Source organism: Flavobacteriales bacterium (assembly GCA_016716605.1).
Classification (GTDB): domain Bacteria; phylum Bacteroidota; class Bacteroidia; order Flavobacteriales_F; family PHOS-HE28; genus PHOS-HE28.
In genome coordinates, this window is record JADJWA010000001.1 from 2,147,068 (window position 1) to 2,167,234 (window position 20,167).

Consider the following 20,167-nt stretch of genomic DNA (forward strand, 5'->3'; position numbering starts at 1 on the left):
CCCTAATGCCCGGTCCGTCAGGTCCTTGGGATGGTTGTTCCACCATCGGCCACTAGCTTTATGCGCCAAGGCAACCAATGGCCCATTGCCCTTGTCATTGTACTGCCCTTCAGACCCCCTTCCATGATCCGTTCTGCCACCCCGCGCCGCACTGCCTTGTTGGCAACCGCCGCGCTCCTGTTGTCCGTTGCCTCTGCCCAGAAGAGCAACCACGATGGCCATGATCACGGCCCTAGCGCGCAAGAGCCCGTGATGCATGGCGAGTACGTGGAGAACAAGGGCCAATGGGCGGCCCCGATCCTCTACCGTGCCGACTTCGGCCTGGTGGCGCTTTTCGCGGAGCGCGATCGCTTGGTGTTCTCGAAGCTCGACGAGGCCGTGCCCGATCGTGTGCACGATGCGCAGCACGAAGGCCCCGATGCCATGGAGAACGTCCGCATGAATGGCCATGCCTGGTATGCCTGGTTCGAGGGTGCGAACCCGAATGCTGAGGTCTCTCGCGAAGGGCGCTCCGCGGATTACTTCAATTACTTCATCGGCAACGATGCGAGCAAATGGGCCAGTGATGTGCGGCACTTCATGGAAGTGCGCTACCATGAGCTCTGGCCGGGAGTTGACCTGCGCTTGCACGAAGCCCAAGGCGGCTTCAAGTACGATGCGGTTGTGGCCAACATGGCGGCAGCCAGCCAAGTGAAGTTCCGTTACGAGGGCCTCGATGGCATCCGGATCAATGCTGATGGCGAATTGGAACTGATCACATCGGTGGGTGAGCTGCATGAACTAGCCCCTGTGGCTTGGTACGCGGACGGCGCGAAGGAGAAGGTCGATTGCCGTTTCACGCTGAGCGGGAGCACCGTTGGCTTCGCCTTCGGCAAGGGCGTGAAGGCCAACCGGCCGATCGTGATCGACCCCACGCTGATCGCCAGCACGCTGAGCGGCACCGGCAACATCGGCACAACGCAGAATTACGGCCATACCGCCACGTACGACATCCAAGGGAACATCTACACGGGCGCCATCTGTTTCGGCCAGGGCTATCCCACGTTGCCTGGCGCCTTCGATGGCACCAACAACGGTGGCATCGATATCGCGGTGAGCAAGCTGAATCCAACGGGCACCACCTTGCTCTTCGGCACGTACCTCGGCGGCAGCAGCGGCGATTATCCGCACAGCTTGGTGGTGACCAACGCCGGCGAGCTCACGGTCTACGGGTCCTCGCCTTCACCCAACTACCCCGTAACGCCCACAGGCTACGATCAGACCTTCAATGGCGGCAACTCGGATATCGTGATCAGCAAGCTGAACCCCACGGGCACTGCGCTGATCGGCAGCACCTACATGGGCACCAGCGGCAACGATGGCCGCAACAGCTTCACCACCAACTACGGTGACAGCTATCGCGGTGAGGTGATCTGCGATGCAGCGGGCCGCATTTACGTGGCGAGTTGCTCCGATGCGCCGGGCTTTCCGGTGAGCGGCGGCGCCGTGCAAACCACCCATGGCGGCGCGCAGGATGGCGTGGCCTTCTGCTTGTCGCCGGACCTGAGCACCTTGATCTTCGGCACCTACTTCGGCACGGCGCAGGCTGATATGTGCTTCGGCATCAAGCTCGATAGCGCGGGCCAGCCGGTGATCTGCGGCGGGTCATCGGGCACTACTTTGCCCACCACGGCCGGGGCCTATCAGCCTGCCAGCGCGGGTGGCCGCGAAGCGTACATCGCCAAGCTGAGCGACAATGCCACCAGCGTGCTCGCCTGCACCTACTTCGGCGGAACCACGGACGACGTCGCCTTCTTCCTGCAAGTGGATCTTGACGACAACGCCTACATCTTCGGGCAGGCACCCGGCAGCACCTTGGGCATTGCGCCGGCTGGCACATACGGGCAAGCAGGCTCAGGCATATTCGTCGCGGAGTTCGATGCCGATCTGCAGAACCAGATTTTCCGCACCCAGCTCGGTCCAGCTGGTGGCTTCGGCGCGGGCATGGTCCCAGTTGCCTTCCTCGTTGACGTGTGCCGCAACATCTACATCAGCGGGTACAGCGTGGGCGCTGGTTGGCCCATCGCCGGAACGCCGCTTTACGCCAGCGGCGGCTTCTACCTGGCCACCTTCGAGCCGGACATGACCAACATCATCTACGGCACCTATTACACAGGTGCTGGCCACGTGGATGGCGGCACCAGCCGATTCGATGCCAACGGCAAGGTGTACCAAGCCGTGTGCACCAGCGGCGGCTTCCCGACCACGCCGGGCGCCTACAGCAACGTGCAGCCCTCGGGCTGGGACGTCGGCGTGTTCAAGATCGACTTCAATGTGAGCGGGGTGAATGCCGCCGGTGCCAGCACTTTGAACCAAGGCTGCGCACCCATCGTGATCGACTTCAGCAATGCCAGCACTGGCGATACATGGTTCTGGGACTTCGGTGATGGCAGCCCCGTGGTCGAAGGCTTCGAGCCCAGCCACGCCTACACGACCCCCGGCGCATACGTCGTCACGCTCATCGCCATGGATTCGCTCTCGTGCAACCTGGCAGATACCACCTATCTGCCCATCACCATCGGGGCGCAGCAGCCCATCGATGCCGACTTCACGTGGACGCAGACCATCGACTGCACGCAGATGGAGATCAGCACCACCAACCAGAGCACCGGCGATCCGCTCACCTGGTACTGGGACATGGGCGATGGCACGCAGTACGTGGATACCAATGTGGTGCACCAGTTCCCCGGGCCGGGCAGCTACCTGGTGCAGCTGATCGCGGAGGACCCCACCGGTTGCAGTGGCGCGGATACCGTGCAGGTGCTCGTGGACATAGGACCGCCAGCGCAGGTGGCCGCTGCGTTCAGCACGGTGGAATCGCCCGGTTGCGAAGAACTCGGCGTGACCTGCACGAACCTCAGCACGGGGATCGACATGACCTACCAATGGGACATGGGCGATGGCACCACTTACAGCACCACGGATGTGAACCACCTCTTCCAAGGCGTTGGCACCTACACCATCACCCTGATCGTGAACGATGCGAGCAGCTGCAACGTGGCCGATACCGTGACCATGGATGTGACGGTGACGCCGAGCGAGCCGATCACAGCTGCATTCACGGCTGATCAGGTATTCGACTGCGACAACCTGATCCTGACCACGGCTAATGCGAGCACAGGCACGAACGCCGCCTTCCTCTGGCAGTTGAGCGATGGCTCCTCCTACAGCACCTTCGATATCACGCACACGTTCAGTGGGCCGGGCACCTACACCGTTACGCTCACCGTGTCGGACACCTTGGGCTGCTCGCCCAGCCAGACGGCATCGCTTGATGTGCAGATCGATCCATTGGAACCGGTGCTCGCGGCCTTCACCGCCGAGCAAGTAGGCGATTGCACCACGCTCACCCTGAGCACCGACAACCAGAGCACGGGAGACCTGCTCGCGTTCATGTGGGACATGGGTGATGGCACCATCCTCACGGACACGAACGTGACGCATGTTTACACATCACCCGGCGTGTACACCGTAACCCTCACCATTACGGACCTCGGCTGCGGGCAGGACGATGCCACGAGCATGCAGGTGATCCTGAACAACGTGCTTCCGATCTGGTTCGTAGGCGATACCATCATCTGCCCCGATGATGTGGCGGTGCTGAACGTGATCCTGCCCGGCACCGACCTGAGCAACGCGAGCTTCGTATGGAGCACCGGAGAGACTACGCCCACCATTGAAGTGGATATGGCCGGCGCCTATTCCGTGACCGTGTCCGATGGCCTGTGCGAAGGCACCGTGGATGTGGTGATCCCCGCCGCGCCGCGCCATGCCTTGTTCGATTCAGTGCAGGTTTGCCCAGGCAGCGTAGCGGAGCTCAGGGTCCCGATTGATGGCCTTGCGTTCCAATGGAGCACGGGTGCCTATACGCGCGACATCCTGGCCTGGGCCCCTGGCATCTACGGATACGACATGATCGACCTGCATGGCTGTCCGCACACCGATAGCATGAAAGTGGTGATGCTCGATTCAATCCCGCAAGTGTTCGCACCCAATGCCTTCACGCCCGATGGAGACGACATCAACGACGTGTTCCGGATCGCGGGCTTCGGGGAGAAGACCGTGAAGATGTCCATCTTCAACCGCTGGGGTGAGCAGCTCTGGGCGAATGAGGGCATGGCGCCTTACTGGGACGGCAAGTACAACGGCAGCGTGGTGCAGGACGGCGTGTACGTGTATGTCCTGAAATACACCGGCGTCTGCCACAACGAGGAGAAGGAAACCGTGGGCCATGTGACCGTGGTGCGCTAGGAAACCGCAACAACCAGTCAAGATGAAGCAATTCGGAATCGCCCGTCGGAGGGCATTTGGCCGCGCCGCACTGGCGCTTTCCATGTCATTCCTTTTTGGGGCAGCGGCAGCGCACAGCCACAACCATGGCCCTGCTGCGCCGGGCAAGGTGCAATACGTGCCCAACCAGGGCCAATGGGAGGCGCCGGTGCGCTTCAAGGCCTCCTTCCCGGGCAGCGCGATGTTCCTCGGCGCTGATGGGGTCACTTGGTCGCGCTACCAATCAGACGCTTCGGAACTGGTGCATGAGTACATCCAGTGGGAGCCGGAGCGGCAGGCGGGCTTCAGTTTGCGGGGCCATGCATGGCGCATGCGCTTCGTGGGCGCTGATCTCTCCGCACTGGCCCACGGCGAAGCGGCGCGGAAGGAGTACCACAACTATTACCTCGGGAACGACCCATCGAAGTGGGCCACGCGCGTGCCGGTCTATGAAGCAGTTCAATACGAGCAGCTGTGGCCCGGCATCGATATGCGCTGGCACAGTGAGGGCGGCCAGGCGAAGTACGACCTGCTGGTGGAGGCCGGAGCCGATCCCGCAATGATCGCCTTCCGCTACGATGGGCTTGATGGGATAGCGATCAATGACAAGGGCGAGCTCGTGCTCTCCACCATCGTGGGCGAGCTGCATGAGCTGAAGCCCGTTGCCTGGTACGCTGATGACGATAGTCCGTTGCCGTGCGTCTTCGCGCTTGATGGCTCGACGGTGACATTCAGTTTTCCGCAAGGGCTCGAGAAAGGCAGGCCCATCGTGATCGACCCGGTGCTCGTGGGCGCCACCTTCAGCGGGCAGACGGGCGCAAGTAACTACGGCCATTGCAGCACCTTCGACAACGACGGCAACATGTACGGCGGCGCGCAGAACTTCGGCAATACCTTCCCGGCAACGGTGGGCGCCTTCCAGACCTCGCCAGCCGGCGGCGCGGGCACCGACATCGTGGTGAACAAGTTCAATCCCGATGCGACCCAGTTGCTGTTCGCCACCTTCATCGGCGGGACCGGCGATGACAAGCCTCACAGCATGATCGTGAACAGCGCGGGGGGGCTTTGCGTGCTGGGCAGCAGCCTCAGCGGCAACTATCCGGTCTCCGCCACGGCGTACGACGCCACGAACAACGGCGCAAGCGATATCGTGATCACCCACTTGAACAGCGATGGCACCGCATTGATCGGCAGCACCTACCTGGGCGGTTCCGATGACGATGGCCGCCAGAACATGACCAACAATTACGGCGACACCTACCGCGGGGAGATCGTCACGGACGCGGCGGGCAACATCTACATCGCGTCATCAACGCGCAGCACGGAGTATCCGGTGACGGCCGCCGCGTTGCAGCCCAGCTTAGGAGGCATGCAGGACGCCGTGCTCACGGCTCTGACCCCTGATTGCTCATCGCTGCTGGCCAGCACCTTCATCGGCGGTGCTTCGAACGATGCCGGGCTGGGCCTGCGCGTCGAAGGCTCCAGCGTGTACTTCTGCGGCACCACGGCCAGCGCCGATTTCCCCATGTCGGCCGGTGGCTATCAGCCGGCTTACCAAGGGGGCTCGAAGGATGGCTTCGTTGTGCGCCTGGCCACGGATGGCTCGGCTATGACCGCTGGCACCTTCTTCGGCACCGCGCAGGCTGATGCAGCCTACTTCATCGATCTGGACAACGATGGAGACGTGCACATCTACGGTCAGAGCGGCGGCAGCATCCCGATTTCGCCGTCGGGCACCTACGGGCAACCGGGATCGCAGATCTTCCTGGCCAGCCTCGATCCGGATCTTGCCTCCACGATCTACACTACCACGATCGGCGGCACCAACATGGCGCCCGTGGCCTTCCTGGTGGATGTGTGCGACCGCATCTACATCAGCGGCTACAACCCCAGCGGCACCTTCGAGACCTCAGCCGATGCGCTCTATGGGCCAGGCGGCAGCCGCTTCTACCTGGCATGCTACGAAGCCGACCTCACGAGCATGCTCTACGGCACCTACTATGGTGGCAGCCATGTGGATGGCGGCACCAGTCGTTTCGACAAGCGCGGGGTGATCTACCAAGGCGTATGCAGCGGTGGCCAGAGCATGCCCACCACGCCGGGAGCCTACGCGCCCACCAACAATGTCGGCTGGGACCTGGGCGTCTTCAAGATCGATTTCGAGCAGAGCGGCGTGAACGTGAACATGAGCGCCACGGCCACCACGGGCTGCGCACCGGCCACGATCACCTTCACCGGCAATGGGAACGCGCCGCAGGTGATCTGGGATTTCGGCAACGGCAACACCGTGGTCGGCGGCAACACCCAGCAATACACCTACACCACTGCGGGCACCTATTCGGTGATGCTCATCGGCGTGGACAGCACGACTTGCAACGTGGCGGATACGGCGTTCATCACCGTGACCATCAGCGACCCTGCGCAACTGGAGGCCCTGTTCACCGCCGACCCTATCAGCTCATGCACGGAGTACGCGGTGCAGCTCACCAACCAGAGCACAGGCAGCAACGTGGTGCTCTGGGACTTGGGCGGAACGCCGAGCAACGTGCCCAATCCGTACGTGGCCGTGCCTGGTCCGGGCACCTACAGCTACACCATTACCGTGATCGACCAGTTCTGCCAGCTCAGCGACAGCTTCTCCATGAGCATAGAAGTACCGCCCGCTACGCTGGAGATCGATCTTCCATCGCCGGTATATCTCTGTCCGGAGGCAAGCGTGCTGCTCAATGCTGGCGCTGGTTACGATGGCTATCAATGGAGCACCGGCGAGACAGCGCAAATAATCACGGTGAGCGAGCCGGGGCTCTATGACATCGCTGTAGCGCTCGGCTTCTGCGATGCAGCGGACCAGATTCAGGTGATGCTGGTGGCCACGCCGCCGGGCATGGCCGATGTGCAGACCTGTCCGGGCCGTGACGTGAGCCTCTCACCGGCGTTCGAGGCGCAGAGCATCATTTGGAGCAATGGCGAGCAGGAGCCCACCATCAGCGTGAGCGAAGCAGGGATTTACGCCTTCGTCGCAACCGATGCCTACGGATGCGTCTTCGCCGATACCGTTGAAGTCATTCACTTGGCCACATCGGACGGGGAGGCCATAATCCCGAACGTCTTCTCGCCGAACGGCGACAAGCAAAACGATGAGTTCGTGGTGGCGGGCCTGGACGTTCAGCAGTTCAGCATGGAAGTCTATAACCGCTGGGGCCAGAAGATGTACGAGACCACTGATCCCGCCCGAGGCTGGAAGGGCAACGTGGATAACGAGAGCGATCTCCCTGTGCCCGATGGCACCTACTTCTACATCATCAGTTTCAAGGACCAATGTGCGAAAGAGCCGGAGGTGAGCAAGGCAGGTCACGTGACGCTGCTGCGCTGATCGACCGCGCTTCCGCACCGAACGTTACTTTCGGAGCATGCGAAGCACCTACTTCCTGAGCATCGCGTTGGCAGCGCCCGTGGGCCTGGCCGCGCACGATCATGCCCATGACCATAGCGGCCGCAAGGGCCTTGAGTTCCATGAGAACAAGGGCCAATGGCCGCAGCAGGTGCTCTTCCGCGCCATGACTCCTGGTGGTGCCGTGTTCGTGGAGCCATCGGCCTTCACGTACGTGCTGCGCAGCGGCGGCCCCCAGCATGCCATGCCGAAGGACACGCCGTACGAACCGTATCGTGAGCATGCATTCCGCGTCCACTTCGAGGGGGGGCGTGCGGCTGCGCACCGCGCAGAGGATCGTCAGCCGCATTACGTCAACTACTTCCTGGGCAACGACCGAGCGAATTGGGCCGGCGGGGTAGGGGTCTTCGGCGGAGCGGAGTTGAACGCCGTTTACCCCGGCATCGACCTGCATGTGCATGGCCATGATGGGCTGAAGTACGATTGGGTGGTTACGGCAGGCGCCGATCCATCAGCCATCGTCATGCGATACGAAGGTCAGGACAAGCTGGAAGTGCGCGATGGCATGAGCTACGTGATCACCACGGCAGGCACCTTGATCGAGCAGCGCCCTGTGGCATGGACCGAGCACAATGGAACAAGGACCCCTGTTCGTTGCGAGTTCGTGCAGCGCGGCGATCGCGTGGCGTTCCTCTTTCCCGATGGCTATGACCGTTCGGCGACGCTGGTGATCGATCCGGTGGTGACCTTCAGCAGCTACGTGGGCAGCTTCGCGGACAACTTCGGCTGCACGGCGACTTACGATGACGATGGTCACCTCTACGGTGCGGGCAGCGTGTTCGGTGTGGGCTATCCGCTCACCTTGGGCGTGCTGCAAAGCACCTTCGGCGGCGGCACCATTGACATGGGCGTGAGCAAGTTCGCGCCAGATGGCACGAGCCTGATCTGGAGCACCTACATCGGCGGCAGCGACAACGACCTGCCGCACAGCATGGTGGTGAATAGCGCCAGCGAGCTCTTCATCCTCGGCACCACGGGATCGAGCAATTTCCCTGTGACGGCTGGCTGCTATGACAACAGCATCGGCGGCGGCACACTCCCGCCTTTCGGTGGCTCGTACGGCTTCACCTACAACCTCGGAAGTGATATCGCAGTGGTGCATCTGAATTCGGACGCCGATGCGCTGCTCGGATCGACCTACGTGGGCGGCAGCGCTAACGATGGCCTCAACCAGTTCACCCCGCTGCTGCGCAACTACGGTGATCCCTTCCGCGGCGAGATCATCGTGGATGCCGATGAGAATCCGATCATCGCAACCTGCACGGCCAGCAACGGTCTCTTCACCACGCCCGGCGCATCGCAAGCGGCATTCGGCGGAAGCCTCGACGGCTACATCTTCCGCATGGACCCCGCGCTGACCACCATGCTCTGGGCCACTTACCATGGCGGTTCGGGCAATGATGCAGCCTATGGCGTGCAGGTCTCCACCACCGGCGATGTGTACGTGACGGGCGGCACACTGAGCACTGATCTGCCTGCCGCGGGCACGCCATTCCAAGCGGCCAATGCTGGCGGTGGCGATGGTTGGCTGGCGAGGTACAGCAATACCGGCACGCTGCTCGGGACAACCTACTTCGGAACAACGGGCTTCGATCAAGCGTACTTCGTGCAGCTCGATCCACAGAACAATGTGTACGTCGTGGGACAAACCACCGGAGCTTATCCGGTGAGTGGCGGCGTTTATGCGAACCCCGCAGGGTCGCAGTTCATCCATAAGCTCAACAGCGCGCTTTCAGCATCGTTGTGGAGCACCCGCATCGGTACCAACGGAACGGAGAACATCAGTCCATCGGCATTCCTGGTGAGCGATTGCGGCCAGATCTACTTCAGCGGCTGGGGCGGCACCGTGAATCCGGCCGGAGGCGGTGTTACAACGAGCAGCACGATCGGCTTGCCCGTGACGGCCGATGCCTATCAGCCCGGCACCGATGGCAGCGATTTCTACCTGATGGTGCTCAATGCCGATGCATCGTCGCTGGCCTACGCCACCTTCTTCGGGGGCACCGCCACCGAGCATGTCGATGGCGGCACCAGCCGATTCGACAAGGACGGGATCGTTTACCAGGCCGTCTGCGCGGGCTGCGGATTCGGCACCACGACATTTCCGACGACGCCCGGAGCATGGAGCAGCACCGACAACGGCATGAACTGCAACCTGGGCGTCTTCAAGATCGACTTCGAGCAGAACGTGCAGGTGAACATCGATGCGAGCATCAGCAATCTGGTGCTCTGCCTCGATGATCCAGTTGTGCTCAACGCGGTGGGCACCGCCGATGCATGGCTGTGGGACCTCGGCGATGGCTCGCCCACCAGCACAGAAGTGACGCTGGCCCATCAGTACGCCGAACCGGGCGTGTACACGATCACGCTGGTGGGAACGGCAATCGGATTGTGCGTAGCTGTGGATACGGCAACCGTTCAGATCACTGTGGTGGCTCCGATTGACCTGCAGCCCGGGTTTGAGGCTGTGCCATCGGGCAACTGCGATGCGGTAGAGGTGGATCTATTCAACACCAGCTTGGGCAGCAGCATCTTCCTGTGGAGTTTCGGCGATGGCAGCGGATCCTCCCTTACCAACCCTTCTCATGTCTATGCAGCTCCGGGCCAATACACGATCACCCTGGGCATCGTGGATCCCGTGTGCGCTGATACGGCCTTCGCGTCGCAGACCATCGATGTGGGCATCCCCGGCCTCTCGCTCGATCTGGAGTCGCCTGTGGGATTGTGCGATGGAGCCAGCGTTGTGCTCGATGCAGGAGCCGGTTTCGATACGTACGCTTGGAGCACGGGCGCGCAGACCGCGACTATCAGCGTAAGTGAGCCCGGCGCGTACATCGTGGTGGTGACCGACGGCTTCTGCACGGGTTCGGACACGATCATCGTTGCACAGCCCATCACCTACGAGCCGGTTGCCGATCGCCAGATCTGCCCCGGACAGGATGCCACGCTTTCGCCCCCGTTCACGCCGCTCAGCATCACCTGGAGCAATGGCCTGAGCACGCCCACCATCACCGTAGAGGATGATGGCTCCTATTGGTTCACAGCAATCGATCCGGCCGGTTGTCCAGTGACAGACACCGTGAATGTGGCCTTCTTCCTGATCGGCGACAGTGAGGCCATCGTGCCGAACGTGTTCACTCCGAACGGGGACAAGATCAACGATGTGTACCTGGTTGAGGGCGTGGACCCTGCCGCTGATTTCCAGATGGACATCTACAACCGCTGGGGACAGCGCGTGTTCGAGACCACATCAGGGAACTACGGTTGGAATGGCAAGCTGAAGAACGATGGCGAGACTGTACCCGATGGCACCTACTTCGTGATCGTCACCTACAAGGAATTCTGCAAGGGCACCGATCCGGTCACGATCACCACGCACGTGACGCTGCTGCGCTAACGCTGCCACGCCTTCGCCATCGCGCGACCCGTGTGCGAATCCTCCCGTGCCAATTCCTCGGGGGTGCCAGCGAAGAGCGATCTTCCTCCGCCATCGCCGCCTTCGGGGCCGAGGTCGATCACCTGGTCCGCGCACATGATCACTTCGGTGTTGTGCTCGATGCAGATCACGCTATGGCCGTTGGCGATGAGCATGCCGAACGCCGCAAGCAGCTTCGCGATGTCGTGGAAGTGAAGCCCGGTGGTCGGCTCGTCAAAGATGAAGAGCGTGGGCCGCTCGTCCTGGCCTTTGGTGAGGAAGCTGGCCAGCTTGATGCGCTGCGCCTCGCCGCCCGATAGCGTGCTGCTGCTCTGGCCGAGTTTCACGTAGCCCATGCCGGTCTGCTGGAGCGGAAGCAGCTTCTGCACGATGCGCGCGCACGCTCCGAGGCTCTGTTGCGGCGAGAAGAAAGCGATCGCGTCATCCACCGTCATGGCGAGCAGGTCGGACACATCGACGCCCTGGAACTTCACGTCGAGCACTTCGTCCCGGAAGCGCCGGCCCTTGCAGGCCTCGCAGGTGAGGCTGATATCGGCCATGAACTGCATCTCGATCCGGACCTCGCCTTCACCCTGGCAGATCTCACAGCGCCCGCCATCGACATTGAAGCTGAAATGACTGGGCTTGTAGCCGCGCACCTTGGCCACGTCCTGCTCGCTGAAGAGCTGGCGCACCTCGTCCCAAGCCTTTACATACGTCACCGGATTGCTGCGGCTGCTGCGTCCGATGGGGTTCTGGTCGACCAGTTCGACGGCCTCGATGCGCGCGAGGTCGCCTTCGAGCGCGGTGTGCTCGCCCGGCCGTTCACTGAAGCCTTCGAGGTGGCGCTTCATGGCGGGGTAGAGGATGCGCTTCACGAGCGTGGTCTTGCCGCTTCCGCTCACGCCGGTCACCACGGTGAGCATGTGCAGGGGGAAGGCCACGTCGATGTCCTTCAGGTTGTGCTCGCGCGCTCCACGGAGCAGGAGTCTGTCGCGCACCGGGCGACGCTTCTCTGGCGGCGATATGCGCTCGCGCCCGGTGAGGTAGCGCGCGGTGAGGCCGTCGCTCGTCGCTAGCGCTTCGAAGGGCCCGCTGAAGACCACTTCGCCGCCATGGCTGCCTGCCAGAGGCCCCATGTCGATGAGGTGATCCGCTGCGCGCATGACTTCCTCGTCGTGCTCCACCACGATCACCGTGTTTCCGAGATCGCGCAGTTTCTTCAGCACGCCGATGAGGCGCTCCGTATCGCGCGGGTGCAGGCCGATGCTGGGCTCGTCGAGTATGTACATGCTGCCCACCAGGCTGCTGCCGAGCGAAGTGGCCAGATCGATGCGCTGGGTCTCTCCGCCGCTGAGCGTGTTGCTTCGTCGATTGAGCGTGAGGTAGCCTACGCCAACATCTACGAGGTAGCGCAAGCGGTTGGTGATCTCCTTGAGCAGTCGTGCGGCGATGCGGTGCTGGGCATCATTCAGCTCCAGATCCTCGAAGAAGCGCAGGCATTCTGCAATGGGTATGCTCGTGAGCTCGGTGATGTCCTTGCCGCCTACTTTCACATAGCGCGCTTCGTTCCTTAGGCGGGTGCCTTCGCATTCGGTGCAAGTGGTCTTGCCTCGGTAGCGGCTGGCCAGCACGCGGTACTGGATCTTGTAGCTTTTCTCCTCCACGTACTTGAAGAAGGCATCGATGCCATGCAGGCCCTTGGCACCGTTCCACAAGAGCTTCCGATGCTCGGCTGAGAGTTCGCGGTAGGGGCGGTGGATGGGGAAGTCGTGCTTCGCGCTGTCGCGGATGAAGTCGCGCTTCCATTCGCTGAGCACCTCACCGCGCCAGGGAGCCACGCAATCGTCGTAGAGGCTCAGGCGCTTGTCCGGGATCACCAGTTCTGCATCGATGCCGATGATGCTGCCATAGCCCTCGCACTTGGGGCATGCGCCTACGGGATCGTTGAAGCTGAAGAGGTTCGGGCTGGGCTCCTCGAATGAGATGCCATCCAATTCGAACTTGTCGCTGAAGCCCATTTGCCGGCCATCCTCTCCCAAGAGGATGAGCTCGCCGTGTCCCTCGAAGAAGGCGGTCTCGGCGCTGTCGGCCGCGCGGCTCTCGTTCTCCTGATCGCCGGGCACGGCGCTGAGGCGATCAACCACGAGGAAATAGGTGCCCTTCAGCGTTTTCTTGTCGGAGAGGAGATCCTCGATGCGGTGCACGGCGGTCCCATCGTGCACGCGCGCATAGCCTTGCTGCTGCAAGATGTCGAGGTGCTCCTTGATGCCGCGGCCCTTTGGCATGGCCAACGGTGCGAGCATCAGCACCGTGCTGCCATAGGGGTAGCTGTTCACGCCGGCCACGACATCCTCGATGGTGTTGCGCTTCACCTCTTGTCCGCTGGCGGGCGAGATGGTCTTGCCGGCGCGGGCGAAGAGCAGCTTCAAATGATCGTACACCTCGGTGCTGGTGCCCACGGTGCTGCGCGGGTTGCTGCTCTGCACCTTCTGCTCAATGGCGATGGCCGGGCTGATGCCGATGATGCGGTCCACATCGGGCTTCTCCAAGCGCCCCATGAACTGCCGAGCATAGCTGCTGAGGCTCTCCACATAGCGGCGCTGCCCTTCGGCATAGAGCGTATCGAAGGCCAGACTGCTCTTGCCACTGCCGCTGAGGCCGGTGATCACCACCAGCTTGCCGCGCGGGATCTCCACGCTGATGTTCTTCAGGTTGTGCACCCGGGCTCCTTCAACGCGGATGGAACCGTGGCGGAGCTTGCGCAGGATTTCTGGGGCCGGAGCGGCGGTCTTTGCAGGCAAGGGGCGGAAGGGCTGGGGAAAGGGGCGACGAATTTAGCCCCCGGTCCAGCGGTGCGTGGGAGTGGGCCTATATTTGGAACCGCAGAAACGCAATTTTCCGGGTTCAGGCAATAACCACAAGTAGGCAACGTTTCTCCCCCGTTAGGCGTCTATCCTGCGTTCATCCCAAGCCCTGTCCGGGCCACATCAACCAAACCGCCACAGCCGATAGCCAGACCTCTACCCTGACGTTCTCGATCCATCACGGACCAAAACGGGTAAGGCCATGCTATCCAAGCGCACGTTCGCCAAGGCGGCGGTTTCCATCGACGACCAAGAGCTCGTCCGACGTTACCTCAACGGCCAGGAATCGGCCTTCGAGACACTCCTGCACCGCCACAAGCGGAAGGTCTGGAGCCACATCTATCTTCTCGTTCGCGACCGCGAGCTCACCGAGGATCTGTTCCAGGAGGTCTTCATCAAGGTGGTGAATACCCTGAAGGGCGGCCGGTACCAGGAAGAGGGCAAGTTCCTTCCGTGGGTGCTGAGGATCGCGCACAACCTGGTCATCGATCAATTCCGTAGGAACAAGAAGATGCCGCTGGTGCGCAGCAAGGACGACCACGATGTGTTCGCCGCCATGCAGCAGCCGGGCATGAATGCCGAGCAGAGCCTGGTGAACGGGCAGATTGATGCCGATGTGCGCAAGCTGATTGAGCACCTGCCCGATGAGCAGCGCCAGGTGGTGATCATGCGCACCTACCTGAACATGAGCTTCAAGGAGATCGCAGACCACACCGGAGTGAGCATCAACACCGCTTTGGGCCGCATGCGCTATGCCCTGATCAACATGCGCAAGATGATCCGGCAGCACGAAATCGCATTGGAACGGGCCTAGGACCGCCCGGCGGGCCTGGAGAGACCGGATTCCATATAAGCGGCGGGCTCCGAAGGGTGCCCGCCGCTCTTTTTCACGGGCCCGTGCAATACGGCGGGGCAAGCTTCCGTTCAGACAGCATCGAAACCACCTAATCCGAGCCGATGGCCAACACTACCCTTCGCCGTAAGTACCCTCGCAACCGACCGATGCCCCCCGCAGCCCTAGGCCCCAAGGAATCCACGATCCAGTTGATCTTGGGCTATTCCAAGGCTGTTCAGGCCGTAGAGGCACCGCCGCTCGGTGAAGTGCATCTGGTTCTGAACTGAACCGGAACGCCAGGATTGAAGAGGCCCCATTCGGGGCTTCTTCCATTCAGCGGCGCAGCTGATGCCTCAGTTCCCGGCGGGAGACCATGCGCTGCAAAGCAGGGTCCCAGGCCTTCAGGCGGAAGCACGCAACGATATCCCAAGGCCAAAGGCTGGTACGCTTGGCTTTTTCGCGCAGCTCTGGTATGGCCCGGTGGGCCTCCGGCAGCCGGTAGAAGGGGATATGGGCGTTGAGGTGATGGACGTGGTGAAAGCCGATATTGCCGGTGAACCACTGCAGGACCGGGTTCATCTTCATGTAGCTGCTGCTATCAAGCGCGGCTTTCACATAGCTCCAACCATTCTTGTCGGCGAAGACGGTCCCGGGAAAATTGTGCTGCGCGTAAAAGAGGTAGCTCCCTAGCGCGAAGGTGACCAGGTAAGGGAGGAAGAAGGCAAAGACCAGGTTCTCCCAGCCGAGGAACCACCAGGTGGCGAAGCCGAGCGCACTGTGGAAGACCAAAGTGATGAGGCTATCCCAGTGCCTTCCGCGATTGCTGATGAAGCTGTTGAGGCACATCCCGATGATGAAGACGAACACGTAACCGAACCCGATGGCGAACGGACTGCGGATGAAGTTGTAAGCGAAGCGCTCGCTGCGCGTCAGGGACTTGTACTTCTCAACGGTCACCACGGGGAAGGAGCCGATGCTGCTTGTGTAGAGCTTGCAGTTGTGCTTGTGATGGTGGTCATGGCTGCGCTTCCAGATGCTGGGCGGACTGAGCATCCACATGCCGAAGAACCAGAAGAAGGCATCAGCCGGCTTGCTGCGATTGAGGATGCTCTTGTGCTGGTGGTCGTGGTACAGGATGAAGAGGCGCACCAGCGCAAGACCCGTGAGCACCCCGAATGCGGCCTTGCTCCAGAGCGGGTCGAAATAGACGGTGCCGATGTAGCAGCCGGCGGTGACGACCACCGAGACGAAGAGGTGCATCCAGCTCCTGGTGCGTTGCTCCAGCGCAAACGGCCGCGTGGCAAGGATCAGATCCTTGCGCTCGCCGGTGTGCTTAACGGTTACGCGGGGGGGCGCCGGTGCTTCCATCTGCGGTGTGTCCAGAGCCAAAGGTCGGGCTTCTGACGGATGTCCCGTTGCAAACGATCGGTATGGAGCTGATTGATGTCATTCTCCGACATCGATCTCGGATCAGGAACCAGCACTTCGGCGTGCATCTCGTAGTACCCGCGCCTGTGCTGCTGGATGCTGAGGTATATGACCGGATACCCCAACTTCTTGGCGATCACGCCTGTACCGGTGAACACGGGGGTGTCCTGGTTGAGGAATTTGGTCCAGTAGGCTTTCTCCGGCGAGGGTGTCTGGTCCGCGATGAAGGCGGTGGCTGTGAGCAGCTGCCGGTCGCGCACCATGCCCTTGAAGGTCTCTTGCATGGCATAGAGCCGGTTGCCCAGCCGGGTGCGCATGCGCACGATGAGCCGCTCGAAGTGCGGATTCTGCAGCGGATGGTAGATGACGTAGAGCTGATGAAGCCCAGGCTCAACCGCGAAGCGCGCACCGGCCAGTTCCCAATTGCCGTAATGGCCCATGACGATGATCACGCTCTGCTTCCCCTCCGCGAATGATCGGAACACACCCGCGCCGGGAAAGGTCACTCTAGCCCTTACCGCATCGGGCGATATCGTCAAGGTCTTCAGCGTTTCCACGGTGAGATCGCAGAACCAGCGGTAGAAGCTTTTCGCGATGGCCCTGATCTCTGCGTCGCTCTTCTCGGGGAAGCTGTTCCGCAGATTATTGAGCACCACTTCCTTGCGGTAGCCCAGGACCCGGAAGAGGAGCAAGCACAACGCGTCGCTCAGCAGATAGAGCACTGGGAAGGGCAACCTCGCAATGCCGTGCAGGAATGGCAGGGCGATGTAGTAGCCGATAGCGCGCATCGGCTGCGAAGATCATGTGAAGAGCTCCTTCCTGCCGATCTTGCTGCAGATTGGGCATTTCCTTGGATCGTGCCCCTTGGCCGGGCAATGCTCGCGACCGAAGTAGATGATCCGCAGGTGCAGGTGGGCCCAATCCTCCTTGGGGAAGAGCTTCTTCAGGTCGGCCTCGGTCTGCGCCACGCTCCTGCCCGTGCTCAGGGTCCAGCGCCAGGCGAGGCGGTGTATGTGCGTATCCACCGGGAAGGCTGGCACGCCGAAGGCCTGCACCATCACCACGCTCGCCGTCTTGTGACCCACCGAGGGAAGCGCTTCGAGTGCGTCGAGCGTGTTTGGCACATGGCCATCGTGCTTTTCCAGGAGGATCTGGCTGAGCCCATGAATGCCCTTGGCCTTCGCCGGTGCCAATCCGCAGGGCCGGATTATGTCCTGGATCTGCTGCACGCTGAGCCTCACCATCTGGTACGGTGTGCGGGCCTTGGCGAAGAGCAGCGGCGTGATCTCGTTCACCTTTTTGTCGGTGCATTGGGCACTCAGCACCACCGCGACGAGCAGCGTGTAAGGATCCTCGTGATCGAGCGGGATGGAGGTGCGCGGGTAGAGCTCTGCGAGCTTGCGCGAAACGAAGGCGGCTTTTTCCGGTCGGGTCATGGTACCAGGTGATTTATTCGGCGCCGGCGCCCGGCGGCTGAAAGGCATGGCTCGGGATGCCGGTCCAGTTGCTGTAAGCGGGTGCCCTCGGCGCGAAGGTGCGTCGCATCGGCACTGTTTGCCCGCAACTGCGGATCTCACCCAGCCAACATGCGCTCTCCTCCGAATTCGGTGAGTCACGCATCATCGCTGCTGCGTCTCAGGCCGAAGGACGCGCTCGCATGGGCCGTCCCGTTCACCATCAGATCCACCACATGTTCGCCAGGGTAATGCTTGCGTGTGCTGAAGTCGATGATGCGCTGGCGTTCGGAGATGTGCATCCAGGCGGATCATGCGGCTCAAGGCCTGACCTTGTGGAAGGCGCCTGCTCAACGGCAGACCGATGCGTTTGCCATGGGTGCCAGGATGAAGGCCGTTGCCGGTGCTCTGCAATTTGCCTTGGCGAATCCATCGCACGTGATCAACCGTGACTGTCTCGGCTCATGAGGTCGCTCCAAGTTCCGCTCGCGAATCGTAGACTTCCCCATTCAAGCGCACCGGCGCGATTCCACCGGTGATGGAGTGTGGCCTCTGTCATTGGCAGGGGCACAGGCGATGGGCCTCCTCCGGATCAATCGCAGCTTAGCTCATCCAAGCATGCTGCGGTACAGCTCAGTGTACTTTGCGATGCAGCGGTCCCAGGTGAATTGCGCCGCACGTACTGTTGAACGCTGCTCGGCTGCGATGCGGTCCTTGTGCCAATCCTTCAAACCGTGCCGGATCACTTCAGCCATATGGCCCGTTTCGAGCCGATCGAAGTAGTAGCCGCAATCTCCGCCGATCTCGGGCAAGCACGTGCTGCGGCTCGCGAAGAAGGGCTTGCGGGCGATCATCGCTTCCACCAGTGGCATGCCGAATCCTTCCGCCGTGGAGGGGAAGAGCAACCCATCGCAATGCACGTACAACGCGCTGCGGACCTTGTCTTCCACAGGGCCGAGCACATGGATCCTGTCCCGCCAAGGCAATCGTGCGATGCGCGCTCGGAGCTCTTGGCCGAAGGCTGTGCGATCGTTGCCCGCGACCACCAGCTGATGATCGGGGAAATGCGCCATGAGCGGAAGCAGCGCGTGGATGTTCTTCTTCTCCTTGATCACGCCGATGGACAGGAAGTACGGACGTTCACCGATGGGGGCTGGCCTCGAAGCACGTGGATCCAACGGCATGTGAATTCCGTTGTGGATCACGGTCACCGCTTTGCCCTTCAGGTCCACATGCCGCGTCAATTCGCCGCGCGTGTATTCAGAGATCGTGGTCACGGCATCCGATCGGTCAACGTCGCGTTGAAGTGCACGTAGGTATCGGACTGCCTTGGCGGGCGGCTTCTCGATCAGGAAATTGAGGTCGTGCACGGTCAGGATGCGCTTGGCTCCGCTTCCCGGCCGATGCGGTGAAAGCTGGTAGAGCGAATGCCAGAGTTGGTAGCACGGGCCCAGGTACGGGAACAGGCGCAGCAGAGGGCCATCGGTAAGGCGTGGCCTCAACCAATCCAAACCCTGGTCAAGCCCTTTCGGAACCAGGAAGGTGAAAGGCCCATCGGGCTCGCATGCCAGAATGGATCTGGCGAATTGCATCGAGAACTGCCCCAGCCCTGAGTTGGGGTCCTTGATCTTGTAAGTGTCTATGAGGATGCCGGGCACGCTAGGCCGCCGGTGGGGATCAGTGCTGGCGGGGGCGGTAAAGATGGGCGTGCGCCTCCCGTTGCCTGATCAAGAGGGGCCGTTCCTCCGTTGAATCACGGCACGAGCCAACCTGTCAGCCCGTGTTGTGCATCGTTAACAAGCGGTGCATGAAACCAACCGGACCTGTCGGCGTTCTCCAACTGGCACGGTACCTGCCGAGCCGCGAACATCATGAACATCCAAGACCCCGAAACCAACGTGCTGCGCACCCTGCTGGTCGATGCTCCTCCGGCGGCGGTATGGAAGGCACTGACCGATCCGAAATTGGCCCGCTTGTACATGGGCGCAATGCCGTGCTGCGAGCTGCACCCCGGAAAACCGCTGCAGTGGTTCGTCCGCGAAGAGAGCGGAGACCAGACCCTGGTGGCCAAGGGCACCATCATGGCGGCGCAGCCCGGCGAGCGCCTGCGCTACACCACCTATAGCCCTTCGAGCAAATTGCCCGACGAGCCGGCCAGCCACACCACGGTTGACCTTCATCTGATCCCCGATGGCGACGGTACCCGCGTAGAGCTCTGGCAGGGTGATTTCGCGGGATTGCCCGATGCCGCCCGTCGTGCCCGCGAGGCCGGACGCAATTGGGTGGAGCACTTGGTGGGCCTGAAGCGGGTGTCGGAGGAGGTTTGGGAGGCCAAGGCAGCCTGAGCAGACAGTTTGAAGAAGAAGCGCCGGGAGCCATCGCTTCCGGCGTTTCTTCTTGCGGATTACC

General features: G+C 61.8%; 11 protein-coding genes. 5 read left to right on the forward strand and 6 right to left on the reverse strand.

The window, feature by feature from the left end; genetic code table 11:
• Positions 1 to 123: 123 nt before the first annotated feature.
• From IPM12_08590 to IPM12_08600, 3 genes are read left to right on the forward strand one after another with little or no spacing between them, the layout of a single operon-like run.
• The gene (locus IPM12_08590) at positions 124 to 4,290 is read left to right on the forward strand and encodes a PKD domain-containing protein (protein ID MBK9147860.1); all 4,167 of its coding nucleotides are present in this window, start codon (positions 124 to 126) and stop codon (positions 4,288 to 4,290) included.
• A gap of 22 nt (positions 4,291 to 4,312) precedes the next feature.
• On the forward strand, positions 4,313 to 7,681 hold the full coding sequence (locus tag IPM12_08595; protein ID MBK9147861.1) for a gliding motility-associated C-terminal domain-containing protein: 3,369 nt from the start codon (positions 4,313 to 4,315) through the stop codon (positions 7,679 to 7,681).
• Between the two features lie 37 nt (positions 7,682 to 7,718).
• A complete protein-coding gene (locus IPM12_08600; GenBank protein MBK9147862.1) occupies positions 7,719 to 11,156 on the forward strand; it encodes a gliding motility-associated C-terminal domain-containing protein in 3,438 nt (1,145 codons plus the stop codon).
• Here IPM12_08600 and uvrA read toward each other — a convergent pair.
• Positions 11,153 to 13,942, reverse strand: a complete 2,790-nt coding sequence (gene uvrA, locus IPM12_08605; protein ID MBK9147863.1) for an excinuclease ABC subunit UvrA — start codon at positions 13,940 to 13,942, stop codon at positions 11,153 to 11,155. The two genes, IPM12_08600 and uvrA, sit on opposite strands and share 4 nt — an antisense overlap.
• Before the next feature lie 301 nt (positions 13,943 to 14,243).
• Here uvrA and IPM12_08610 point away from each other — a divergent pair, with 301 nt between their 5' ends.
• Positions 14,244 to 14,855: a sigma-70 family RNA polymerase sigma factor gene (locus IPM12_08610; protein ID MBK9147864.1), complete on the forward strand. Its 612-nt coding sequence runs from the start codon at positions 14,244 to 14,246 to the stop codon at positions 14,853 to 14,855.
• Positions 14,856 to 15,209: 354 nt separating this feature from the next.
• On the opposite strand, the gene IPM12_08615 is transcribed toward IPM12_08610, so the two are convergent.
• The 5 genes from IPM12_08615 to IPM12_08635 all read right to left on the reverse strand — a co-directional run bounded on the left by IPM12_08615 (position 15,210) and on the right by IPM12_08635 (position 19,416).
• Complete coding sequence (locus IPM12_08615) at positions 15,210 to 16,136, reverse strand: fatty acid desaturase (GenBank protein MBK9147865.1); 927 nt, start codon at positions 16,134 to 16,136, stop codon at positions 15,210 to 15,212.
• 80 nt (positions 16,137 to 16,216) lie between these two features.
• On the reverse strand, positions 16,217 to 17,092 hold the full coding sequence (locus IPM12_08620) for a lysophospholipid acyltransferase family protein (GenBank protein MBK9147866.1): 876 nt from the start codon (positions 17,090 to 17,092) through the stop codon (positions 16,217 to 16,219).
• 12 nt (positions 17,093 to 17,104) lie between these two features.
• Entirely contained in the window at positions 17,105 to 17,740 is a 636-nt protein-coding gene (nth, locus tag IPM12_08625) for an endonuclease III (protein MBK9147867.1), read from the reverse strand.
• A 176-nt stretch (positions 17,741 to 17,916) separates the two neighbouring features.
• Positions 17,917 to 18,060, reverse strand: coding sequence for a hypothetical protein (locus tag IPM12_08630; GenBank protein ID MBK9147868.1), 144 nt, complete (start codon positions 18,058 to 18,060; stop codon positions 17,917 to 17,919).
• Positions 18,061 to 18,366: 306 nt separating this feature from the next.
• On the reverse strand, positions 18,367 to 19,416 hold the full coding sequence (locus IPM12_08635; GenBank protein MBK9147869.1) for a glycosyltransferase family 4 protein: 1,050 nt from the start codon (positions 19,414 to 19,416) through the stop codon (positions 18,367 to 18,369).
• Positions 19,417 to 19,629: 213 nt separating this feature from the next.
• On the opposite strand from IPM12_08635, the gene IPM12_08640 reads away from it, so the two are divergent.
• Positions 19,630 to 20,103: an SRPBCC domain-containing protein gene (locus tag IPM12_08640; protein MBK9147870.1), complete on the forward strand. Its 474-nt coding sequence runs from the start codon at positions 19,630 to 19,632 to the stop codon at positions 20,101 to 20,103.
• The last annotated feature ends 64 nt before the right edge of the window (positions 20,104 to 20,167 follow it).

Coding starts and splice junctions, on each gene's coding strand:
- IPM12_08590 (MBK9147860.1), top strand. CDS start 124: ATGATCCGTTCTGCCACCCCGCGCCGCACTGCCTTGTTGGCAACCGCC.
- IPM12_08595 (MBK9147861.1), top strand. CDS start 4,313: ATGAAGCAATTCGGAATCGCCCGTCGGAGGGCATTTGGCCGCGCCGCA.
- IPM12_08600 (MBK9147862.1), top strand. CDS start 7,719: ATGCGAAGCACCTACTTCCTGAGCATCGCGTTGGCAGCGCCCGTGGGC.
- IPM12_08610 (MBK9147864.1), top strand. CDS start 14,244: ATGCTATCCAAGCGCACGTTCGCCAAGGCGGCGGTTTCCATCGACGAC.
- IPM12_08615 (MBK9147865.1), bottom strand. CDS start 16,136: ATGCACCTCTTCGTCTCGGTGGTCGTCACCGCCGGCTGCTACATCGGC.
- IPM12_08620 (MBK9147866.1), bottom strand. CDS start 17,092: ATGCGCGCTATCGGCTACTACATCGCCCTGCCATTCCTGCACGGCATT.
- nth (MBK9147867.1), bottom strand. CDS start 17,740: ATGACCCGACCGGAAAAAGCCGCCTTCGTTTCGCGCAAGCTCGCAGAG.
- IPM12_08630 (MBK9147868.1), bottom strand. CDS start 18,060: ATGCACATCTCCGAACGCCAGCGCATCATCGACTTCAGCACACGCAAG.
- IPM12_08640 (MBK9147870.1), top strand. CDS start 19,630: ATGAACATCCAAGACCCCGAAACCAACGTGCTGCGCACCCTGCTGGTC.